The sequence below is a fragment of the Limosilactobacillus balticus genome (assembly GCF_014145615.1).
Taxonomy (GTDB): domain Bacteria; phylum Bacillota; class Bacilli; order Lactobacillales; family Lactobacillaceae; genus Limosilactobacillus; species Limosilactobacillus balticus.
Genome location: NZ_JACIVH010000069.1, coordinates 47,859 through 69,264, shown reverse-complemented (window position 1 = coordinate 69,264; position 21,406 = coordinate 47,859). Strand labels below are relative to the sequence as shown.

Below are 21,406 nucleotides of genomic sequence, written 5' to 3'. Positions count from 1 at the left end.
GAAAAGAGGAACTAGTGATGGTAGATAAAAAATTAAAAGTAGTAATTATTACAGGGATGAGTGGTGCGGGGAAAACCGTTGCCGTTCATAGCTTAGAAGATTTAGGATATTTCGTAATTGATAACATGCTTCCTGGATTAGCAGAACGTTTTGTTGATGTGATAGAAGATTCGGGAGAGTTTGATAAAATCGCTATGGTAATGGATATGCGTTCACGCGGATTTTACGATGCGGTTTTACCAAACTTTGAAAAATTGAAAAAGCGGGATGATTTAGATGTGAAATTACTCTTCTTAGATGCTAATGACGTCACGTTAATTTCACGTTATAAGGAAACAAGACGTTCTCATCCCTTATCTCCACAAGGTCGGATACTTGATGGAGTAGAATTAGAACGGAAGCTTTCAACTGATCTTAAGAGTCAAGCAGATATAGTAATTGATACCACTAACGTAACGCCCCGAAATCTAAAGTTAAGGCTCAATAAATTATTCGGACATGGTGAAGGTAATAACTTTTATGTTGAAGTAATGTCATTTGGGTTTAAATATGGGTTGCCACTTGATGCGGATATCGTAATGGATGTTCGTTTCCTCCCTAATCCATTCTATATTCCAGAATTAAAGCACTTAACGGGAAATGATCCAGCTGTTCAAAATTATGTTATGCAGAGTCCGTTGGCTAAGGAATTCTACCAGCATTTACGTTCTCTCTTAGAAATTGCTCTTCCGGGTTACATTAAGGAAGGTAAGAGCAGTTTGACAATTGCAATTGGGTGTACGGGCGGTCAACATCGGTCAGTAACTATTGCTAACAAATTATCTGCTGATTTAAAAGAAAAGGGATATAAAGTAAATACTTACCATCGCGATATTGAGAAGGCAAAGTAAAGAGGAGTTTTAATTATGTTGCATAAACCAAAGATTGTAGTGATTGGTGGAGGAACTGGTCTACCAGTTGTTCTTCGTGGATTGCGCGATCAAAATGTTGATGTTACGGCGGTAGTAACAGTAGCTGATGATGGTGGTTCTTCAGGGATTTTACGAAACTATATTAACGTGGTTCCACCTGGTGATATTAGAAATGGTTTAGTTGCGTTATCAGAATTACCTGATCTCGAACTTGATATTTTTCAATATCGTTTTAAGACTAGTGATCAGTTCTTTGCTGGTCATGCGATTGGTAATTTGATTATCTCTGCTTTGTCTGAAATGAAGGGTGGTATTTTTACCGCTGTTCAAGAACTATCAGAAATGATGAAAATTAATGGCCATATTTATCCGGTTGCCAATGAACCGTTGACTTTAAATGCTGAATTTACAGATGGGACAAAGTTAAGCGGGGAATCAGAAATTACAGCCGCCCATAAGCAAATTAAGCGAGTCTGGGTAACACCTTCTAAAGATAATGATGGACATCCTGCTCGTCCTGTAGCAGAGGTTATAACAGCAATAAAGAATGCAGATCAAATCGTTCTTGGTCCTGGAAGCTTATTTACTAGTATCCTGCCGAATTTAATGATTTCTGAAGTAGGGCAAGCCGTTTGCGAAAGTAAGGCTGAAGTTGTCTATATTTGCAATATTATGACGCAAAAAGGTGAAACGGATAACTTTACAGATGCTGATCATGTTCGGGTATTAAACCAGCACCTTGGTAAGAAGTTTATTAATACGGTCTTAGTCAATATTCAACCTGTTCCAGAAAATTACCTTGATTTTCAGGAATGGAATGAAATTTCTCAACCAGTTAAGCATGATTTCCAAGGACTACGAGCACAGAATTGTCGCGTAATTAGTTCGAACTTTCTAAGGCTAAAAGACAATGGTGCCTTTCATGATCGCGATAAAGTTGTGGCAGAATTAATGAATCGCCTTCACCAAGTTCATGAGTAGTTAGGAGACTGATGCCAGATGTCATATGCAAGCGAAGTAAAGAAGGAATTAACGGGAATTACTGTTCATCGGGATAATGCAAAGGCAGAATTGATGGCCCTTATTCGGATGAACGGGTCGATTGGGATTGCTGATCACCAGTTGGTACTGAACGTTCAGACCGAAAACCCGGCAATTGCACGGCGAATCTATTCACTTTTAAAACAGTTTTACGGGGTAGAAAGTGAAATCGTGGTTCGTCGTAAAATGAAGTTAAAAAAGAACAACCAATATATAGTTCGTTTACGCTATCATGCACAACACGTCTTAGACGATCTTGGTATTTTACAAAATTATCAAATTAAAGAACAAGTACCCGTAGAATTGCTCAAGGATGAATGGATGGTTCGTTCATATCTAAGAGGCGCCTTTTTGGCGGGGGGATCAGTAAATAATCCTGAAACTTCTCGTTATCACTTGGAAATATACTCTCTTTACGAGGAACATAATGAGATTATTGCTCAGATGATGAACAAGTTTGGTCTAAATGCCCAAACAACTGCTCGTCGTAGTGGTTTTATTGTTTACTTAAAAGAAGCCGAAAAAATTGCTAATTTTATGTCGTTAATTGGTGCGACTAACTCAATGCTTCAGTTTGAGAATGTTCGAATTGTACGGGATATGCGGAATTCAGTTAATCGATTAGTAAATTGTGAAAATGCTAATCTGAATAAGATTGCGAATGCCTCAACACGCCAAATCGAAAATATTGAATTTATTGATTCACGAGTAGGTCTTAGCAGCTTACCCGATAAGTTGCGTGAAATTGCAGAAACACGCCTAGCTCATCAAGAAGTTAGTCTAAAAGAATTAGGGGAATTAGTTCCTGGCGGTCCGATTTCCAAGTCTGGTGTTAACCATCGCTTACGCAAATTGAATGCTTATGCTGATGAGTTGCGTGCATCGCAGGTTAAATAATAAAAACCTTTGGAGAGTGGGAAATAACCTCCTCGACAAGGCGGTTGGCTAAGCTAGGACGATGATTAGCACGGTACGGGCTGATTATCGTTCGTACTTAGACTTGAGCCTTGTGGCGACGCGAAGCTAGTTCCACGTTATCTTTCTATTGTTCATAAAAGTAGTTGAGGCTGAGAGGAAACAAAAGTTTTCTCCCAGCCTCTCAAAGGTTTTATTTTATCTTTTTAATTGAAATTTATTTCTTATTGATACTTTCGCTAATTAGTGCCAATTCGGTTGCTGCACATTCTTGATCTAATTCATTCCAGTTGGTGGTAACGTTAAAAACGTTTAATTTGTTTAATGACATTATAAAATCCTCCTTGACCTTATACCTTTCTTTTCTCATCTACACCTTGTATCATATCGCAATTGGTCTAAAAGTCAATCGCTATAAGTACGCGCTTTTTATAAAATTTATCTTAATTGGTATAGGCTAATTTCGGGGATGGTTAATGTAATAGTAAAGATAATCGTTTATCAAATTTGGATAAATTGTTAAATTTTGAAAATGGCATTCACGGGATAGTTGTTTTGGATTAAGGGAGACTTGCTTTTTAAAACAATGACCGGTATAATTGGAACGTTAATTAATTTACGTTTAATATTAAAGGAGGCAAAGTAACATGCGTAAAGCACACCCATACGGCGTACAAGGCCGTCGCCCAATCGCTTCAAAGTACAAGCGAGCATTAAAAGAAAAGAAGATCGAAGCTATTCGTAAGTGGGCTAAAGAAAAGCCAGCTGAAGAAAAGTAATTTATTCTATAAAAAAAGCTATGCAATCCAGTGCATGGCTTTTCTTTTTTAATAAAAAGAAAAAACTGAAGCATTAATTAATAAGATGTCTCTTTTAAAAATAACGTTTTAATATTTTACACACCAATGCTATATTTTGTATGTTAAAATATAAGTAAGCGCTTACAGGAAGCGTCATTTACAAAAGAGGTGATAGTATGTTTGAATTTTTAAAACCAGCGCCAGTGGCAAAGCAAAAAGTTCCTACTAATTAAGTAAGCGCTTACAGAAAGCGTCATTTACAAAAGAGGTGATAGTATGTTTGAATTTTTAAAACCAGCGCCAGTGGCAAAGCAAAAAGTTCCTACTAATAAGGTTGAAAGTTCGTATCATTGGCATCAGTTAGGAGTATTACTTGCAATTTGCATCGGTTATATTGGCTATTATATTATTCGTTTAATTTTTACGACCGAGCAAAATGAAATTATGAAACAGTATGGTTTTACCACGGCTGATATCGGAATGGTGCTTTCATGTTTTGGGATTGGTTATGGGATTTCAAAATTGTTTATGGGAGCATTAAGTGATAAAAGTAATACTAACCGTTATTTAGCAACAGGATTGATTATTTCTGCACTGCTTAACTTCGGCTTAGGTTCTACCCGTAGTCTATATATGATGATGTTTCTAATGCTGATTATGTCGATTGCTCAAGGGATGGGGGCCGCAGCATGTCAACGTTCTGTTCAATTATGGTGGGGGAAGAAACACCGGGGAGCAATTTACTCGATTTGGTCTTCCGCTCATAATGCGGGGGCCTTTGCTTGTGTTGCCGTTGTACAATTAGCAACGTTCATGTTTTCAGGTTCCATTTCTGCTGTCTTTTATACTTCCTCAGTAGTTTCGCTGATTATTGCGGCTTTTGTATTATTAGTTGGCGCTGACCGACCTGTTAGTGTTGGGTTACCAAGTATTTCTGAATATACTGGAGATGAAGTTGTTTTAGAAAACGGAACTGAATCTGATTCAGAAGAAACAAGTCTGACTTTACCACAAATTTTTGTTAAATATATTTTGACGAATAAAGTTGTGTGGGCCATTACTCTAACATCAATGTCCTTGTATTTGGTTCGTTATGGGATTATGAGTTGGATTCCAAGCTATCTTGTAGAATCAAAAGGCTTTACGACTAATTTTGCAAAATGGTTAGTGGGAATTTTTGAACTTGCGGCGGTTCCTGGAGTAATTATTATGGGAGCAATTTCCGATGCATTAAAAGGACGTCGAGCTATTGTTTGTATTTTATGTGTAATTGGTTTATTTATTTGTTTGACAACGTATTTCTTTAGTACCAATCACGTTTTGATCGTAAGTGTTCTTTTTATTATGGGAACTTTAATTTATGCTCCATTAACATTGGTTGGATTAATGGTTAATGAAGCAGTTCCTAAATTTGCAGTAGGTTCATCAACTGGATTTATGGGCTTTTTCCAATACATTTTTGGTGAAACATTAGCAACTGCTTTAATTGGTATTTTAGTAGCGAAATATGGCTGGCTTGCAAGTAATATGGTTTTGTATACTGCTTCAGCACTAGCATTTCTATTATTAGTTTATATTTTTATTGCTGAGCGTCGTGCTGAAAAGATAGCCGATGCTGACAAAAAGAATTAAATTTTCACTAAAACAAGGCTTTGAAGAACTTTTAGCCTTGTTTTTTGTGATTTTATTATAATAATCAAGAATATTTTGCAAAAAAATATTAAATAATAGTTAAAACATTTGACCTTTTTTGACCAATCGAGTATAGTATTATTATCCGTTAGCATATAAGACTAACGAGTGCTAATTTACTAAGGAGGCCATATTATGAATTTAGTACCTACTGTCATTGAGCAATCATCTCGTGGTGAACGTGCTTATGACATCTACTCACGGCTTCTGAAGGACCGTATTATTATGCTCTCTGGTCCAATTGAAGACGAAATGGCAAATTCAATTGTTGCGCAACTTTTATTCCTTGATGCGCAAGACTCAACTAAAGATATTTACTTATACATTAATTCACCTGGTGGAGTTGTTACCTCAGGAATGGCAATTTATGACACTATGAACTTTATTAAGGCTGATGTTCAAACTATTGTAATCGGAATGGCTGCTTCTATGGCTAGTGTATTAGTATCATCTGGTGCTAAGGGTAAGCGTTTTGGATTACCACACTCACAAGTTTTGATTCACCAACCATCTGGTGGGGCTCAAGGTCAACAGACTGAAATTGAAATTGCTGCTACTGAAATTTTGAAAACACGGAAGATGCTTAACGGTATCCTTGCTAAGAATTCTGGTCAACCTATCGAGAAGATTCAGGCTGATACTGAACGTGATCATTACTTGACAGCACAAGAAGCAGTAGATTACGGCTTACTTGATGGTGTAATGGAAAATAATTCCAAATTAAAGTAAAGTGATAAATAAAAAGATCTCCAATTATTCGATCGATTTCGAATTATGGAGATCTTTTTTGAATTATCGAAAAGGTGAGTAGAAATAAACAGCCTTGTGGCGACTGTAATATCTTAAAAATGAAAAAAGGCTGTCGAAAAAATTCAACAGCCTTATAAAAAATGCGCCCCCCGAGAGTCGAACTCGGATCTCGAGAACCGGAATCTCACGTGCGATCCATTACACTAAGGGCGCGTCAACAGATATTATATTATCTTAAGTTAATATGAATTGCAAGTATTATTTGAAAATTTTAATTAAAATAACGCTTACATCAGAAAAATGTTGTGATTGAATAGACAATTTTTTTGAAGATGGTATCATAAGTATCGTAGAAGTTGTATTATTGCTTAGACCTTACCACTACGTCACTTACAATGGTTGAGAGTTGCGATGCTGATGTAATGTGATAAACTAAGCAAGTACACTAATTATGTTTTTTCCTAAAGGAGGAATTTGCAGTATGACTGTAAAAATTGGTATTAACGGTTTTGGCCGTATTGGTCGTTTAGCATTTCGTCGGATTCACGAACTTAACACAAATGATATTGAAGTTGTTGCAATCAACGATTTGACTACTCCTTCTATGTTGGCTTACTTACTTAAGTATGACTCAACTCATGGTAAGTTCCCAGGTGAAGTTACATCTACTGATACTGGTATTGTTGTTGATGGTAAGGAATACCCTGTATACGCTGAACGCGATGCTCGTAACATTCCTTGGGTAAAGAACGATGGCGTTGACTTTGTTCTTGAATGTACTGGTTTCTACACTTCTGCTGAAAAGTCACAAGCACACATTGACGCTGGTGCAAAGCGTGTATTGATTTCAGCACCTGCTGGTAACATCCCAACTGTTGTTCCTGGTGTTAACCTTGACACTTTGACTAAGGATGACATTATCGTATCAGCTGGTTCATGTACTACTAGTTGCTTGGCACCAATGGCTAAGGTCTTAAATGACGAATTTGGTGTTAAGGTTGGTACTATGACTACTATCCACGCATTTACTTCTACTCAAGCTATCCTTGATGGTCCTCGTGGTAAGAAGATGCGTAACAACCGTACTGCAAGTGTAAACACTATTCCTCACTCAAGTGGTGCTGCTAAGGCTATTGGTTTAGTTATTCCTGAATTAAACGGTAAGCTTTCAGGTCACGCACAACGTGTTGGTGTTGTTGATGGTTCATTAACTGAACTTGTTTCAATCTTAGACAAGAAGGTTACTGTTGACCAAATCAACGATGCTATGAAGAAGGCTACTAACCCAGCATTCGGTTACACTGAAGATGAAATTGTTTCAACTGATATTATCGGTTCAACATACGGTTCAGTATTTGATCCTTCCCAAACTGAAATTATGGAAGGTGACGATGGCTCACAATTAGTTAAGACTGTTGCTTGGTATGACAACGAATACGGTTTCACTAGCAACATGATCCGGACTTTACTTCACTTTGCTACTCTTTAATTTGAAGTAAAATTAAACTAATTTGATTAAGGTGGGAGGAGGACTACTCCGCCCGCCTTTTTTTACCAAGAGAAGAGGAGACATAATACAATGGCTAAATTAACTGTTGAAGACCTTCCTTTAGAAGGCAAGAAAGTATTAATGCGTGTTGACTTTAATGTTCCAATTAAAGACGGCGTTGTTGGTGACGATAATCGAATTGTTGCTGCTTTGCCAACAATCAAATATGTTATTGACCACGGTGGTCGGGCAATCTTATTCTCACACCTTGGCCGAATTAAAAAAGAAGAAGATAAGCCTGGACTTTCACTTCGTCCAGTTGCAGAACGCCTTTCTAACTTACTGAATAAGCCAGTAACGTTTGTTCCAGTTACTGAAGGTAAGCAATTAGAAGATGCTATCGATAACATGAAGAATGGTGATGTTTTGCTCGTTCAAAACACCCGTTATGAAGATGTTAAGGATGGCGAATATGTAAAGCGTGAATCTGGTAATGATCCTGAATTAGGTAAGTACTGGGCATCTCTTGGTGATGTATTTGTAAATGATGCCTTTGGTACAGCTCACCGTAAGCACGCTTCTAATGTTGGTATTGCTACTAACATGCCAGGTAAGGCAGCAGCTGGTTACTTGATGGAAAAGGAAATCAAGTTCTTAGGTGATGCAGTGGATAATCCTGAACGTCCATTTGTTGCCATCCTTGGTGGTGCAAAAGTTTCTGATAAGATTGGTGTTATTGATAACCTTCTTGACAAAGCAGACAAGATTATTATCGGTGGTGGAATGGCTTATACATTCTACGCTGCTAAGGGAATCAAAGTTGGTAACTCACTTGTTGAAAAAGACAAGATTGACGTTGCTAAGCAAATCTTAGACAAAGCTGGCGACAAGCTTGTATTGCCAATTGATAATGTAGTAGCTGATAAGTTCAACAATGATGCTGATACAAAGGTCGTTGAAGGCGATATTGACGACGGTTGGATGGCCCTTGATATTGGTCCTAAGTCTGTTGAAGAGTTTAAGAACGTATTAAAGGATGCCAAAACTGTTGTTTGGAATGGACCAATGGGTGTATTTGAAATGCCAAACTTTGCTAAGGGTACGCTTGAAATTGGTAAATTCCTTGGTACATTAACAGATGCTACGACAATCGTTGGTGGGGGGGACTCAACTGCTGCTGTTAAGGAATTGGGTGTTGCTGATAAGCTTACCCATATCTCAACTGGTGGTGGTGCATCATTAACTTACCTTGAAGGTAACGAATTACCTGGAATTGCCGCAATTTCTGACAAATAATTAATGTTTAACTACTATTTATAAATCCTATATAAGGGGCTGAGAAAACTTTTGCTTTTCTCAGCCTCTTACCGTATCTTGGTATTAACAATAAAATAGTAGATGGGAGGGTCAAATAATGAGAGTACCGATTATTGCTGGCAATTGGAAAATGCATAAGGATGTACAAGAAGCTGTCTCTTTTATCGAAGAAGTAAAAAATCAACTTCCACCTGCCGACCAACTTGAAACAGCAATTGCTGCTCCTACTCTTTGTTTAGTACCAATGGTTAAAGCAGCTGAAGAATCCCCGTTAAAAATAATGGCAGAAAACTGCTACTATAAAAATGAAGGAGCCTATACTGGCGAAACAAGTCCATATGCTTTATACCAAGCAGGAATTCATCATGTGATCTTAGGCCATTCTGAGCGCCGAACTTACTTTAATGAAACTGATGAATTAATTAATAAAAAGGTGAAGGCGGCATTAGCAAATGGGTTATGTCCGATTGTTTGCTGTGATGACACCATGCGTCGACGTGTTGCTGGAAAGAAAGTTCATTGGGTAGTGAGCCGAATCCTTGCCGATCTTCACGGCTTGACCAATGATGAAATTTGTCATGTTACGATCGCTTATGAACCTAGTTGGGCGATTGGTACGGGTGAGAGTGCGGATCCAGACCAGGCAGCAGAAGGTTGCTACCTAATTAGGCAAACAATTAGTGATATGTATGGGGATGAAGTTGCAAATAATGTTCGAATTCTATATGGAGGAAGTGTGACAACTTCTAATATCAATGCACTAATGGCAAAAAATGATATTGATGGTGTCTTAGTTGGAGCAGCTAGCCTAAATCCAGAAACATTTTTACAATTAGTTCACCATTAGGCGGTTAAATGCTTGTTTTTAATTGTGTAAAATAATACAATGTTAAGTGGAATTGCTTTCCAAATAAATGACAGAGGAGAGATTCATCAAATGTCACTCATTACAGATATTTATGCACGTGAAGTCCTTGATTCACGTGGTAACCCAACAGTTGAAGCAGAAGTTTACACAGAAGCCGGTGGTGTAGGCCGTGGTATCGTTCCTTCAGGTGCTTCAACTGGTGAACACGAAGCGGTTGAATTACGTGACGGCGACAAGAACCGTTTTGGCGGTAAGGGTGTTTTAAAGGCTGTTTCAAATGTAAACAACATTATTGCTAAGGAAATCGTAGGGATGGAAGTTACTGACCAAATCGCTATCGATAAGGCAATGATTAAGTTAGACGGTACTCCAAACAAGGGTAAGTTAGGTGCTAACGCTATTTTAGCTGTTTCATTAGCTGCTGCTCGGGCTGCTGCTGACGAATTACAAGTACCTCTTTACAACTACCTTGGTGGTTTCAACGCTCATGTATTGCCAACACCAATGATGAACGTTATTAACGGTGGTGCTCACTCAGATAACAAGGTTGACTTCCAAGAATTCATGATTATGCCAGTTGGTGCACCAACTGTACGTGAAGCTATTCGTTGGGGTTCAGAAACTTTCCACGCCTTGAAGAAGGAATTGGAAGCTGCTGGTAAAGTAACCTCTGTTGGTGACGAAGGTGGATTTGCTCCTGACTTTGCTAACAACGAAGAACCATTCGAATACTTAATTAAGGCTATTGAAGATGCTGGTTACAAGCCAGGTAAGGACATTGCTATTGCCTTTGACGTTGCTGCTTCAGAATTGTGGAACGACGAAGACAAGAAGTACAAGCTTCGTTGGTCAACTGGTGAAGAATACACCACTGAAGAATGGATCAACTACTTATCCGGTATTATTGAAAAGTACCCAGTAGTATCTGTTGAAGACCCAATTGATGAAAACAACTGGGATGATTGGGTAACTATTACTGATAAGTTAGGTAAGAAGGTTCAACTTGTTGGTGATGACTTCTTTGTAACTAACACTGATTACTTGAAGAAGGGTATCCAAATGGGTGCTGCTAACTCAATCTTAATCAAGCTTAACCAAATTGGTACTTTAACTGAAACTGTTGAAGCTATCGAAATGGCTAAGGAAGCTGGTTACACTGCCATCGTTTCACACCGTTCTGGTGAAACTGAAGATACTACCATCGCTGACTTGGTTGTTGCTACAAACGCTGGACAAATCAAGACTGGTTCTATGAGCCGGACTGACCGTCTTGCTAAGTACAACCAATTAATGCGGATTGAAGATCAACTTGGTGATGTTGCTCAATACAAGGGTATTCACTCATTCTACAACTTGAGTCAACAAGCTCGTCAAGACATCGAAAATCGTTAATTTTAAGCATTAGTTAAAAATCAAAAGGACTATGGATGAAATTCCATAGTCCTTTTTAGTTACAGATTATTTAATTAAGATCGAAAACGATTACATTATTTATATTAAAAAATAATGAGAAAGAAGCGTTGGAATTTAGTATGAAATATAATATAATCTTTAAGAGTTAAATACAATGAAAGGATAATGATACACATGAAAAAATCGGCACCAGAACTTAATCGTTCGATGACTGCTGGTCAGATGGAAATGATTTCCCTTGGTGGAGCGATTGGTGTTGGACTGTTTATGGGATCAACATCTACAATCAAGTGGACAGGGCCATCTGTTATTCTCGCATATGCGTTTGTTGGCTTAATTTTATATATTGTTATGAGAGCGTTAGGAGAGATGATTTACATTAATCCTGGAACTGGTTCTTTTGCGGATTATGCAACTGAATATGTTCATCCTGTAGCTGGATACCTCGCTAAATGGGCTAACGTATTTGAGTATATTGTTGTAGGAATGTCCGAAGTAGTAGCGGCAACTGAATATCTTAAATATTGGTGGCCGCACCTTCATACTTGGGTAGCTGGAGTTGTTATTATTATTTTCTTGGTACTTGCTAATTTAGCAAGTGCAAAAGCATATGGGTCACTTGAATTTTGGTTTGCGATGATCAAAGTTATTACTATTATCTTCATGATCTTACTTGGATTTATGATTATTTTCTTTGGTTTTGGTAATGGTGGTCATCCAACTGGTTTTAGTAATCTTTGGTCTCATGGTGGATTTTTCACTGGTGGCTGGAGTGGTTTCTTCTTCTCGATGTCAATTATTGTTGGATCCTATGAAGGAATCGAATTGCTAGGAATTTCTGCCGGTGAAGTAGCAAATCCGCAAAAAGCAATTGTTAAATCTGTTAAGTCTGTTTTATTCCGAATTTTGATTTTCTACGTTGGAGCAATTTTTGTAATTGTAACAATTTATCCTTGGAATGAATTAAGTAGTGTTGGATCACCATTTGTATCTACGTTTGCTAAGGTCGGAATTACAGCTGCAGCATCAATTATTAACTTTGTGGTTTTAACCGCTGCATTATCAGGTGCTAATTCAGGAATTTATAGTTCAAGTCGGATGCTGTTTAAGTTATCTCATGAAGGGGATGCTCCCAAGATTTTTGGCCGTCTTTCAAAACGGGTTGTTCCCGATGCTGCCATCCTTGGTATTTCCGGTGGTATTTTGATTGGTTTTATTATCGATATGATTTCGGCAACTTATAACCATTCAACTGCTGATATGTTCGTGGTTGTCTTCAGTTCTTCTGTTTTACCTGGAATGATTCCGTGGTTTGTAATTTTACTAGCAGAATTACGTTTCCGCCGAAATAATAAAGACTTAATGGTTGATCACCCATTTAAATTACCACTATATCCATTTTCAAATTACTTTGCATTTCTCATGTTGATTGTGATTGTTATCTTTATGTTCATTAATCCTGACACACGGGTTTCAGTTATTGTTGGGGCTGCAGTGTTGATTCTAGCAGTCGCAGTATACCTTGTTCGACATGGTTTTAAAAACGAAAAAGCATAAGATAGGGAGCGAGACAGAAGTCACTTATGACTTCGTTTTTCGATGCGAAGCTAGCCTCTGGGAGCCCCCCGCAAGCAACAATAGGCCTCCAATATTTGGTTTTTACCGAGTATTGGAGGCCATTGTTGTACTGCGCTCTTTATCTTTTCTGAAAGTAACCTAACTTATGTCACGGTCCCATTTTATTTTAAAATTAATTTCGTCTTGCTAAATTCATGTAGTACAATGGCATGTAGACTTTTAATAAATTGGAGAAAAACAATGGAGAGTAGAAAAGAGGCATTTCATCGATATAGTCAGTTTAACCAACTAATTCGAGCGATCATTATTGGAATGTTGACTGGTTTAGTAGTTAGTGTATTCAGGCTTATAATTCAACACTTTTTACAATTAGTAACAACAAGTTTTGCGTATTTTCATTCTCATCCGTTATGGTTAATACCGTGGACGATTGGATCAATTATCTTAGCATTACTATTAGGATGGTTAGCTCAATCCTACCCTGATATAAAGGGTTCAGGGATTCCGCAAGTTGAAGGACAGTTAACTAACCAATTTGATGAAAAATGGTGGCCAGTGTTATGGCGGAAATTTCTCGGTGGGCTTTTCGCTATTGGATCTGGATTATATCTTGGACGTGAAGGACCATCAATTCAACTTGGAGCAACAATTGGTCAAGGAGTAGAAGAAAAGGCCAAAGTAGGACACCTTAATCGCCAAATAGGGATCGCAAGTGGAGCAGCAGCAGGACTATCTGCAGCCTTTAATGCGCCAATCGCTGCGACTATCTTTATTTTAGAAGAAGTGTATCATAATTTTTCACCGGTAATTTGGTTGGCAACATTTGTGAGTTCGCTTTGTTCGAATATGGTTTCAATGCAGTTTTTTGGCTTGCGACCGGTTTTGAATGTTCCTTATAATCACATGCTTCCTAATAATCTTTATTGGCACTTAATCGTGCTCGGCCTTTTATTAGGTATCTTAGGGCGTTTTTATCAAATTATTATTTTGCAGTTAAATGGTTGGATGGCACGGATTCCTAAATTATCCCCGATTGCTTATCCAATTATTCCGTTTTTACTGGTTATTCCTATTGCCTGGTACTTTCCAATCACATTGGGTGGAGGAAATGAATTAATTATTATTTTGCGTTCCTTACCATTTTCTTTAGCGCTTTTTGTTGGGCTTTTTATTCTTCGCTTTGTATTTTCAATGATTAGTTATGGTTCGCAATTACCAGGTGGGATATTTTTACCAATTTTAACTCTTGGTGCTATTTTAGGCGCAGTCTATTGTGCGTTGATGGTTCGTTTAGGACTAATGCCGGTTCGATATTTACCTAATTTTATTATCTATGGAATGGCTGGTTACTTTGCATGTATTAGTAAGGCGCCGTTTACTGCCATTTTATTAATTACTGAAATGGTTGGTTCACTTGCGCATTTAATGCCATTAGCCTTAGTAGCAGTGGTAGCCTATCTCGTTGTGGATGCGTTACACGGTGAACCAGTATATACAGCAATGTTTAACGCTTTTATTGGAAATAATCCGCAACCGGCACGCCATAAAGAGGACGTTACGATGTCGATCACCATTTATGCTGGAGCCCAGTTGGATGGTTGTAAAATTAAAGATTTTTCATGGCCAACTGATTGTATTGTGATGGTTGTCTATCGGGGAGAAGAAAAAATTATTCCAAATGGCCAAACAACGCTGCAAGCTGGCGATACATTAATTTTACGTGCTAATTCAGCGACTACTAGACAAGCCTACCATGAGATAAGTCGAGCCGCGCATTATGCACAAGGATAGCAATAGAACAATAAATATGATATGATAATTAAGATAAAAGCGTGAAAGTATTAGGAGGAAAAATCCTTGTATAACACATTAATGACTTTATTCTTAATTGATTGCGTTGTATTAATTGCTTGTGTAATGATGCAACCAGCAAAAAACGATAATGATGCAATGTCAGCTTTGACAGGTGGTGCAGGTGACTTATTCTCACGTCGTAAAGCGCGGGGATTTGAAGCTGTTATGCAGATTGTTACAACAATTTGTGGAGCACTCTTCTTTATTCTGGCATTAGCGATGATTTACGTTTCGTCACATTAAATTTAAAGTGCCTCCTGAAATTATTGTGATTCCAGGAGGCTTTTTTGACGCTACGGTTGGAGTATAGGGGATGATGTAGTGATAACTTATACTGGTGAGTCTTTTTTCTTTCCCCATAGTGGACGTCGTGGAGTTATTTTGCTTCATGCATATACAGGAAATACGAATGATGTTCGAATGCTAGGACGCCAACTTAATTGGCAAGGATATACGGTCTTTGCACCACTTTTAAGTGGGCATGGTGGTGATCCACGAAAGGTACTAGAAAGCAATGGTCCAGCTGATTGGTGGGATGATACTCGGATGGCAATCTTTCGTTTACGCGATGCTGGAGTTGATCAAATTGCAATTTTGGGTTTATCGCTCGGTGGCTTACTTGCTACAAAGGCTCTTGAGAATGATCCGCAATTATTAGGTGGTGGTGTTTTTGCATCCCCAATTACCACCTGGGGCCAATCAAATGTTCCGGAATACTTCCCTAAGATTGCGGCAAAGTATTACCGTCAGCAAAAAATTAACCCATTGATCACTAAGGAAAAAGTTGCTAAATTAACTGAACAACTCCCCAAGCAACTAGTACAAATTCAAACAATGGCACATCAAATTTGTGACCAGTTAGATCAGATTCATCAACCCTTCTTTATTGCACAAGGAGGCGCAGATGAAATGATTGATCCAGCGTCTGGACTGCAATTAAAAGTAAGACTACAAGCTAATGGGGTTGCAGTCGATTATCATTACTACCCAACCGCTACTCACTTATTAACAGTTAATACCGCACATCGTCAATTATTTGCCGATGTAGAAAAATATTTACAAAATTTATTCGAGGTGTCTTCTAATGACAACAAATAATTTAAAAGAAAAAATATTAACACATTTAACAGACAATGCAGGTGTGAGTTACTCAGCAGAAAAACTTGCTCACCAATTAGGAATGGATGATGCTGAGCACTTTACACCGATCGTTCAATCTCTTGCTCAACTAGAAAGAGAGAAGAAAGTTCAAGTAACTGATCGTGGCGAATTCGAAGCAGTTATTAAACAGCAACCACTTATTGGAACTTTCCATGGTAATGATAAGGGATTTGGTTTTGTAGACTATGACCCGGATCTTCCAGACATGTATATTAACCCCGATCATACGTTGCATGCGTTAAATGGAGACCAAGTAGAAGTTAAAGTATTACGACCAGCAAAAGCAGGTAGTGATCAGGGTCCAGAAGGTCAAGTAACTAGGATTGTTGAACATAAATATGAAAATGTGGTTGGTGAATTTAAGCAAGAGACTGTCGGTGATGATTACATTGGTGAAATTTTGCTTAAAGATAAAAAATTATCACAGTATCATTTTTATGTAACGGACAAGGGATTAAAACCGCTTGATGGCCAAGTAGTAACAGCAACGGTTGAGACTTATCCTAGTGATGAAGCACCAGAAGTAATGACAGGAGCCGTTACTGAAGTAATTGGTGATAAAGATGAACCGGGCATTGATATTATGTCAGTAATTTATGCTCACGATGTTCCTCATGAATTTCCTAAAGAAGTGATGGACCAAGCTAATAAGATTCCCCTTCATGTTCTCCCAGAAGAAAAAAAGGGACGGGTAGATATTACTGACCAACCACTTGTTACCATTGATGCAATAGAATCAAAAGACTTGGACGATGCAGTTGTAGCTTGGAAGATGGATAATGGACACTACCATCTTGGAGTTCATATTGCTGATGTTACTCATTATGTAAAGCCAGGTACACCACTTGATCAAGAAGCATTTAAGCGCGGTACATCTGTTTATCTAACTGATCGGGTAGTTCCAATGCTTCCTAAACGGCTTTCTAACGGCATTTGTTCCTTAAATCCAGGTGAAGAACGTCTTGCCATGAGTTGTGAAATGGAAATTGATGAACAAGGGAAGATTGTTAATCACCGCATCTTCCAAAGCGTTATGAAATCACATGCCCGAATGACTTATAAAGCAGTTAATAAGATTCTGGAGTCGCATGATGCTAAAACGATGAAGCAATATGAAGACCTCGTCCCAATGTTTGAAACAATGGGTGAGATTCACAAATTATTGCTTAAGAATCGGAAAAAACGTGGTGCTATTGACTTTGAAGCTCCTGAAGCAAAGATTATTGTGGATGAAAAAGGTCACCCAACAGATATTCAGCTACGGGATCGAGGACTTTCTGAACGGATGATTGAATCCTTTATGTTAGCAGCGAATGAAACGGTTGCTGAGCACTACTTTAAAGAGCGTGTTCCATTCCTTTATCGGATCCATGAGACACCAGATAGTGACCGGATTAAGTCATTTGTGGACTTTTTAGCTGTATTTGGAATCGATGTTCATGGGGATATTAAGAATGTTAAACCAGGGATGCTTCAAAAAGTATTAAAGGATGTGGCAGGTACTCCTGAAGAGCAAATGGTTCAAGTGATGATGTTACGTAGTATGCAACAAGCTAAGTACTCGGATGAAGAGCTAGGCCACTTTGGTTTGGGAGCTAAATACTACACTCACTTTACTTCACCAATTCGGCGATACCCAGATGATACGGTTCACCGTTTGATTAAGTGGTATGAAGAACATGGTAAAAACGAACCAGCTAAGGATCATTGGCGTGACAAGCTTCCCGAAATTGCTGAACATACTTCAGTTACCGAACGGCGGGGGATTGATACAGAGCGTGATGTCGACAGTATGAAGAAAGCCGAATACATGGAAGATCATGTTGGTGAAACCTTTGATGCTGTCGTAAGTTCAGTAATGAAGTTTGGTTTGTTCGTCGAATTGCCAAATACAGTTGAAGGGTTAGTTCATATTAGCGTCATGAAAGACGATTATTATGAATATTCAGAAAAACACATGGCTTTGATTGGACGAACCTCTCATCGAATTTTTCAAATGGGTCAACCAATTAAAGTTAAGTTAGTTCGGGCAGATAAGGATCTTCGTGAAGTTGACTTTGAAATTGTTAACCCTGAAGAGGCACCAAAGACAAAGATTCGGGTTCCACACAATGATGAGTATCGGGGACGTGGTCGTGGCCGCAAGGGACGTACCAATAATAATTCTCGTCGTGAGAATAATAATGGCAACCATTACCGTAATACTCAAGGAAAATGGCGCCGAACTCACCAAGAAAATGGACACCAAAATAATCGTCAAATAAATCGAGGACAAACTCGTCACCACAATAATTCACGTGATCATGAAGGCGTTCGTCGCCACCATTAAGAGCGGGGAGGGATATTATGGCAAAAAAATCCCATCAAGAAAATAATGATAACTTAATTGCACAAAATAAAAAGGCACGTCATGATTATTTTGTAACGGATACTGTTGAAGCAGGATTAGTTTTAACGGGGACGGAGATAAAATCTGTTCGTGCTCACCGGGTTAATTTGAAAGATGGCTTTGCCCAAGTTCGTAACGGTGAAGCTTGGTTAATGAATGTGCATATTAGTGAATATGATAATGGAACTTACTTCAATCAAGATCCGTTAAGAAATCGTAAGTTGCTATTACACAAAAAGGAAATCAATAAGCTTGTAGGAGCCTTACAGGATAAGGGAGTTACGCTTATTCCCTTAAAAATGTATATTAAACATGGCTACGCAAAAGTCTTATTAGGATTAGCCAAAGGTAAACATCAATACGATAAACGTGAAGCAATTAAGCGTCGTGAACAAAACCGTGAAATTGAACGAGTTATGAAACATTATTAAAACGAAAAGCCTAGGGGAAAATTTGTGACTTTCACCTAGGCTTTTCACTTTAAAATCAATTGTTTTTACGTTCTTTACAGTTGAAGTTTAACTGGTTGCTAATTGAAAATGACATGCTGGTATTAAGATTAGGAGAACGCTTCATTAGCCTTGCTAATAAAGGTTCCTGTTCACTCCGTCGGGCCCAATGGTTGAGAATACTAGCAATTAAAATTGCTAAAGGTTCATCTTCTTTTTTATTTATTTTTAATTCGTGGCAATAACCGCTTGATAATTTAACAGGTTGGATTGAAAAAACTAGGTGACTACCGGAAAAAACACGGTAGCGACTTGTTAATGGTGATCCGACGATGATCCAGTTAATACCGCGAATATACATGACTTGTTGAACAAAACCAAGACCCTTACCGATTGTTCCAACACGTTGCCGATTAACATATAATGCGAATTTTGGTAATAGTCCAAGAGTTAATTGCTTTGCTTCAGCTAATAGGGCTCCATCAATTGCATATAATGATAGGGCATCGTACCTCATTCCCCACTTACCGACAAGAAGATAGCACGATTTACCGTTCTTATCGCGAATGACGGTCGTTCCATGTAAATCACTTGAACGATCGCGAATATATAATTGTCGCACTTTGCCACCACCATTCTTTGATAATCTACCTTTTATTTTACCAGCTTCTTAGAGAATTTGGTGAAGAAACTTCTAAGTTAAAAAACGCTTCCAATTTATCCCATGATGATGTTTAATTATGCTAAAATAATAGGCGAGGTGCTAATAATCGTGAAACAATTAATTCATAACGACTGGTGGGAAGTTTTAAAGCCCCAGTTTGAAAGTGCATATTATGCGCAACTGCATAATTTTCTAAAAGAAGAATATACCCATCAAACGATTTATCCAGAAATGCATCATATTTTTGAAGCATTTGAATGGACTCCTTTTAGTAAGGTTAAGGTTGTTATTCTTGGTCAAGATCCTTATCATGGACCCAACCAAGCTCATGGGTGTAGTTTTTCAGTACTGCCTGGGGTGCCGGTTCCGCCTTCATTACAGAATATTTACAAAGAATTACAAAGTGATTTAGGTTGTACACCGGTAAATCACGGCTATTTGAAGAAGTGGGCTGACCAAGGTGTTCTCTTATTAAATTCAGTTTTAACGGTGCGAGCAGGACAAGCTTATTCTCATCGTGGACATGGATGGGAGCAATTAACAGATGCGGCAATTCATGCTTTATCTGAACGTCCTAAACCAGTTGTGTTTATCTTATGGGGACGGGCTGCTCGAAATAAGAAACAGTTGATTAATACAAAGACAAATATCGTTCTTGAATCAGCTCATCCGAGTCCATTATCTGCTCACCGTGGATTCTTTGGATCTCGACCATTTTCTAAAACAAACGAAGCACTTCAGGCAATGGGAGAACAGCCAATTAATTGGCAACTGCCTGCCGAACCAAATTATCGTTAAAGATGTGATTGTTAGTCACAGCTTTAAAATGTTTAGTAACCATAAGGAGGTACTTGCATTATGGAATTATTTGATGAGATTGCTGCAAAGATTAAGGGACAAAACAAGACAATTGTTTTCCCTGAAGGTGAAGATAAGCGGATTTTAGGAGCTGCTGTCCGCTTAAAGAAAGATAATTTAGTAGAGCCAATTTTACTTGGTGATGAAGATGGGATTAAAGAAGTTGCAAGTAAAAATGGTTTTGATCTTGCTGACCTTCAAATTATCGATCCAGCAACTTATCCAGAAGACGATAAGCAAGCAATGTTTGACTCATTAATGGAACGGCGTAAGGGAAAGAATACTCCTGAAGAAATTCAAAAGATGCTTGAAGATGTGAGTTACTTTGGAACGATGCTTGTTTACATGGGAAAGGCTGATGGAATGGTTTCTGGTGCTGTTCATTCAACTGGGGCAACTGTTCGGCCTGCATTACAAATCATTAAGACTAAGCCTGGTGCCCATCGAATTAGTGGAGCTTTCCTTATGATTAAAGGCGATCAACGTTATATCTTCGCTGATTGTGCAATTAATATTGAATTGGATGCTCCAACAATGGCTGAAGTGGCAATTCAAAGTGCAGAAACAGCTCGCTTATTTGAAATTGATCCTAAGGTTGCGCTTCTTAGTTTTTCAACTAAGGGTTCTGCTAAGGGTGAGATGGTTACCAAGGTTGCGGACGCTGCCAAGCTAGTTCATGAATTAGATCCCGATTTACCAGCTGATGGTGAATTACAATTTGATGCTGCTGTTGTCCCATCAGTAGGTGAACTTAAAGCCCCTGATTCAAAAGTTGCTGGTCATGCCAATGTCTTTATTTTTCCAAGTCTAGAAGCCGGTAATATTGGTTACAAGATTGCACAACGATTTGGTGGTTTTACAGCAGTTGGTCCTATTCTTCAAGGACTTAATGCCCCAATTGCAGACCTTTCACGGGGATGCAGTGAGGATGATGCTTATAAGGTTGCAATGATTACCGCAGCGCAAGCATTATAAATATTGATGAAAAGAGAGTGGGAAATAACCTCCTCGACAAGGCGGTTGGCTAAGCTAGGACGATGATTAGCACGGCACGGGCTGATTATCGTTCGTACTTAGACTCGAGCCTTGTGGTTATTTTCCACGTTATCTTTCTATTGTTCATAAAAGTAGTTGAGGCTGAGAGAAAACAAAAGTTTTCTCCCAACCTCTTTACTATTTTAAAGTGTAAACTACCAAAACACAGTAATCAGCTTAGTTTCATCTCCTTTGCTTTTTAAACACGAGATGGGTACAATA

Annotated in this window: 19 protein-coding genes; 18 read left to right on the top strand and 1 reads right to left on the bottom strand. The window is 38.3% G+C overall.

Translation table 11 applies throughout. From position 1 onward, the window contains the following. Positions 1-17: 17 nt before the first annotated feature. From rapZ to smpB, 16 genes are all read left to right on the top strand, one after another. Positions 18-890: an RNase adapter RapZ gene (gene rapZ / locus H5S10_RS07330; protein ID WP_288134649.1), complete on the top strand. Its 873-nt coding sequence runs from the start codon at positions 18-20 to the stop codon at positions 888-890. A gap of 15 nt (positions 891-905) precedes the next feature. Then, on the top strand, positions 906-1,892 hold the full coding sequence (locus H5S10_RS07325; RefSeq protein WP_182587635.1) for a gluconeogenesis factor YvcK family protein: 987 nt from the start codon (positions 906-908) through the stop codon (positions 1,890-1,892). Between the two features lie 18 nt (positions 1,893-1,910). Then, positions 1,911-2,849 carry a DNA-binding protein WhiA gene (gene whiA / locus H5S10_RS07320; protein ID WP_182587633.1) on the top strand — a complete coding sequence of 313 codons (939 nt, stop codon included), beginning with the start codon at positions 1,911-1,913 and terminating at the stop codon, positions 2,847-2,849. Positions 2,850-3,514: 665 nt separating this feature from the next. Continuing rightward, positions 3,515-3,646: a hypothetical protein gene (locus H5S10_RS10440; protein ID WP_003666430.1), complete on the top strand. Its 132-nt coding sequence runs from the start codon at positions 3,515-3,517 to the stop codon at positions 3,644-3,646. A 297-nt stretch (positions 3,647-3,943) separates the two neighbouring features. Further along, positions 3,944-5,299 carry an MFS transporter gene (locus H5S10_RS07315; protein ID WP_182589185.1) on the top strand — a complete coding sequence of 452 codons (1,356 nt, stop codon included), beginning with the start codon at positions 3,944-3,946 and terminating at the stop codon, positions 5,297-5,299. 195 nt (positions 5,300-5,494) lie between these two features. After that, positions 5,495-6,088, top strand: coding sequence for an ATP-dependent Clp endopeptidase proteolytic subunit ClpP (gene clpP / locus H5S10_RS07310; protein ID WP_003666435.1), 594 nt, complete (start codon positions 5,495-5,497; stop codon positions 6,086-6,088). A gap of 502 nt (positions 6,089-6,590) precedes the next feature. Next, entirely contained in the window at positions 6,591-7,598 is a 1,008-nt protein-coding gene (gap, locus tag H5S10_RS07305; protein ID WP_003666436.1) for a type I glyceraldehyde-3-phosphate dehydrogenase, read from the top strand. Between the two features lie 90 nt (positions 7,599-7,688). Continuing rightward, entirely contained in the window at positions 7,689-8,894 is a 1,206-nt protein-coding gene (locus H5S10_RS07300) for a phosphoglycerate kinase (protein ID WP_003666439.1), read from the top strand. Between the two features lie 118 nt (positions 8,895-9,012). Next, the gene (tpiA, locus tag H5S10_RS07295; protein ID WP_182589184.1) at positions 9,013-9,762 is read left to right on the top strand and encodes a triose-phosphate isomerase; all 750 of its coding nucleotides are present in this window, start codon (positions 9,013-9,015) and stop codon (positions 9,760-9,762) included. 90 nt (positions 9,763-9,852) lie between these two features. After that, positions 9,853-11,175 (top strand): phosphopyruvate hydratase, encoded by a 1,323-nt coding sequence (gene eno, locus H5S10_RS07290; RefSeq protein WP_003666443.1) that lies wholly within the window; start codon positions 9,853-9,855, stop codon positions 11,173-11,175. A 195-nt stretch (positions 11,176-11,370) separates the two neighbouring features. Further along, a complete protein-coding gene (locus H5S10_RS07285) occupies positions 11,371-12,753 on the top strand; it encodes an amino acid permease (protein WP_182585907.1) in 1,383 nt (460 codons plus the stop codon). Positions 12,754-13,014: 261 nt separating this feature from the next. Next, complete coding sequence (locus tag H5S10_RS07280) at positions 13,015-14,565, top strand: ClC family H(+)/Cl(-) exchange transporter (RefSeq protein ID WP_182589183.1); 1,551 nt, start codon at positions 13,015-13,017, stop codon at positions 14,563-14,565. Between the two features lie 66 nt (positions 14,566-14,631). Next, positions 14,632-14,871 (top strand): preprotein translocase subunit SecG, encoded by a 240-nt coding sequence (gene secG / locus H5S10_RS07275; RefSeq protein ID WP_003667480.1) that lies wholly within the window; start codon positions 14,632-14,634, stop codon positions 14,869-14,871. A gap of 78 nt (positions 14,872-14,949) precedes the next feature. Continuing rightward, positions 14,950-15,726 (top strand): alpha/beta hydrolase, encoded by a 777-nt coding sequence (locus H5S10_RS07270; RefSeq protein ID WP_182585905.1) that lies wholly within the window; start codon positions 14,950-14,952, stop codon positions 15,724-15,726. Next, entirely contained in the window at positions 15,713-18,118 is a 2,406-nt protein-coding gene (gene rnr / locus H5S10_RS07265; protein WP_182585904.1) for a ribonuclease R, read from the top strand. The genes H5S10_RS07270 and rnr overlap by 14 nt, the downstream gene beginning before the upstream one ends. Before the next feature lie 17 nt (positions 18,119-18,135). Next, positions 18,136-18,609 (top strand): SsrA-binding protein SmpB, encoded by a 474-nt coding sequence (smpB, locus tag H5S10_RS07260; RefSeq protein ID WP_003666449.1) that lies wholly within the window; start codon positions 18,136-18,138, stop codon positions 18,607-18,609. Between the two features lie 55 nt (positions 18,610-18,664). Here smpB and H5S10_RS07255 read toward each other — a convergent pair whose 3' ends face one another. Then, positions 18,665-19,249, bottom strand: a complete 585-nt coding sequence (locus tag H5S10_RS07255; protein ID WP_182585903.1) for an LURP-one-related/scramblase family protein — start codon at positions 19,247-19,249, stop codon at positions 18,665-18,667. Between the two features lie 150 nt (positions 19,250-19,399). Here H5S10_RS07255 and H5S10_RS07250 point away from each other — a divergent pair, with 150 nt between their 5' ends. Together H5S10_RS07250 and pta are read left to right on the top strand one after the other, a co-directional pair. Next, a complete protein-coding gene (locus H5S10_RS07250) occupies positions 19,400-20,089 on the top strand; it encodes a uracil-DNA glycosylase (protein ID WP_182589182.1) in 690 nt (229 codons plus the stop codon). Positions 20,090-20,149: 60 nt separating this feature from the next. After that, positions 20,150-21,124, top strand: a complete 975-nt coding sequence (gene pta, locus H5S10_RS07245) for a phosphate acetyltransferase (RefSeq protein WP_182585901.1) — start codon at positions 20,150-20,152, stop codon at positions 21,122-21,124. Positions 21,125-21,406 lie beyond the last annotated feature (282 nt).

What these genes read in the sequence shown, in the direction of transcription:
- H5S10_RS07325 (WP_182587635.1), top strand. Translation starts at nt 906, where the DNA reads ATGTTGCATAAACCAAAGATTGTAGTGATTGGTGGAGGAACTGGTCTA.
- smpB (WP_003666449.1), top strand. Translation starts at nt 18,136, where the DNA reads ATGGCAAAAAAATCCCATCAAGAAAATAATGATAACTTAATTGCACAA.
- pta (WP_182585901.1), top strand. Translation starts at nt 20,150, where the DNA reads ATGGAATTATTTGATGAGATTGCTGCAAAGATTAAGGGACAAAACAAG.
- rapZ (WP_288134649.1), top strand. Translation starts at nt 18, where the DNA reads ATGGTAGATAAAAAATTAAAAGTAGTAATTATTACAGGGATGAGTGGT.
- H5S10_RS07315 (WP_182589185.1), top strand. Translation starts at nt 3,944, where the DNA reads ATGTTTGAATTTTTAAAACCAGCGCCAGTGGCAAAGCAAAAAGTTCCT.
- H5S10_RS07285 (WP_182585907.1), top strand. Translation starts at nt 11,371, where the DNA reads ATGAAAAAATCGGCACCAGAACTTAATCGTTCGATGACTGCTGGTCAG.
- H5S10_RS07300 (WP_003666439.1), top strand. Translation starts at nt 7,689, where the DNA reads ATGGCTAAATTAACTGTTGAAGACCTTCCTTTAGAAGGCAAGAAAGTA.
- eno (WP_003666443.1), top strand. Translation starts at nt 9,853, where the DNA reads ATGTCACTCATTACAGATATTTATGCACGTGAAGTCCTTGATTCACGT.
- clpP (WP_003666435.1), top strand. Translation starts at nt 5,495, where the DNA reads ATGAATTTAGTACCTACTGTCATTGAGCAATCATCTCGTGGTGAACGT.
- H5S10_RS07280 (WP_182589183.1), top strand. Translation starts at nt 13,015, where the DNA reads ATGGAGAGTAGAAAAGAGGCATTTCATCGATATAGTCAGTTTAACCAA.
- tpiA (WP_182589184.1), top strand. Translation starts at nt 9,013, where the DNA reads ATGAGAGTACCGATTATTGCTGGCAATTGGAAAATGCATAAGGATGTA.
- whiA (WP_182587633.1), top strand. Translation starts at nt 1,911, where the DNA reads ATGTCATATGCAAGCGAAGTAAAGAAGGAATTAACGGGAATTACTGTT.
- rnr (WP_182585904.1), top strand. Translation starts at nt 15,713, where the DNA reads ATGACAACAAATAATTTAAAAGAAAAAATATTAACACATTTAACAGAC.
- gap (WP_003666436.1), top strand. Translation starts at nt 6,591, where the DNA reads ATGACTGTAAAAATTGGTATTAACGGTTTTGGCCGTATTGGTCGTTTA.
- H5S10_RS10440 (WP_003666430.1), top strand. Translation starts at nt 3,515, where the DNA reads ATGCGTAAAGCACACCCATACGGCGTACAAGGCCGTCGCCCAATCGCT.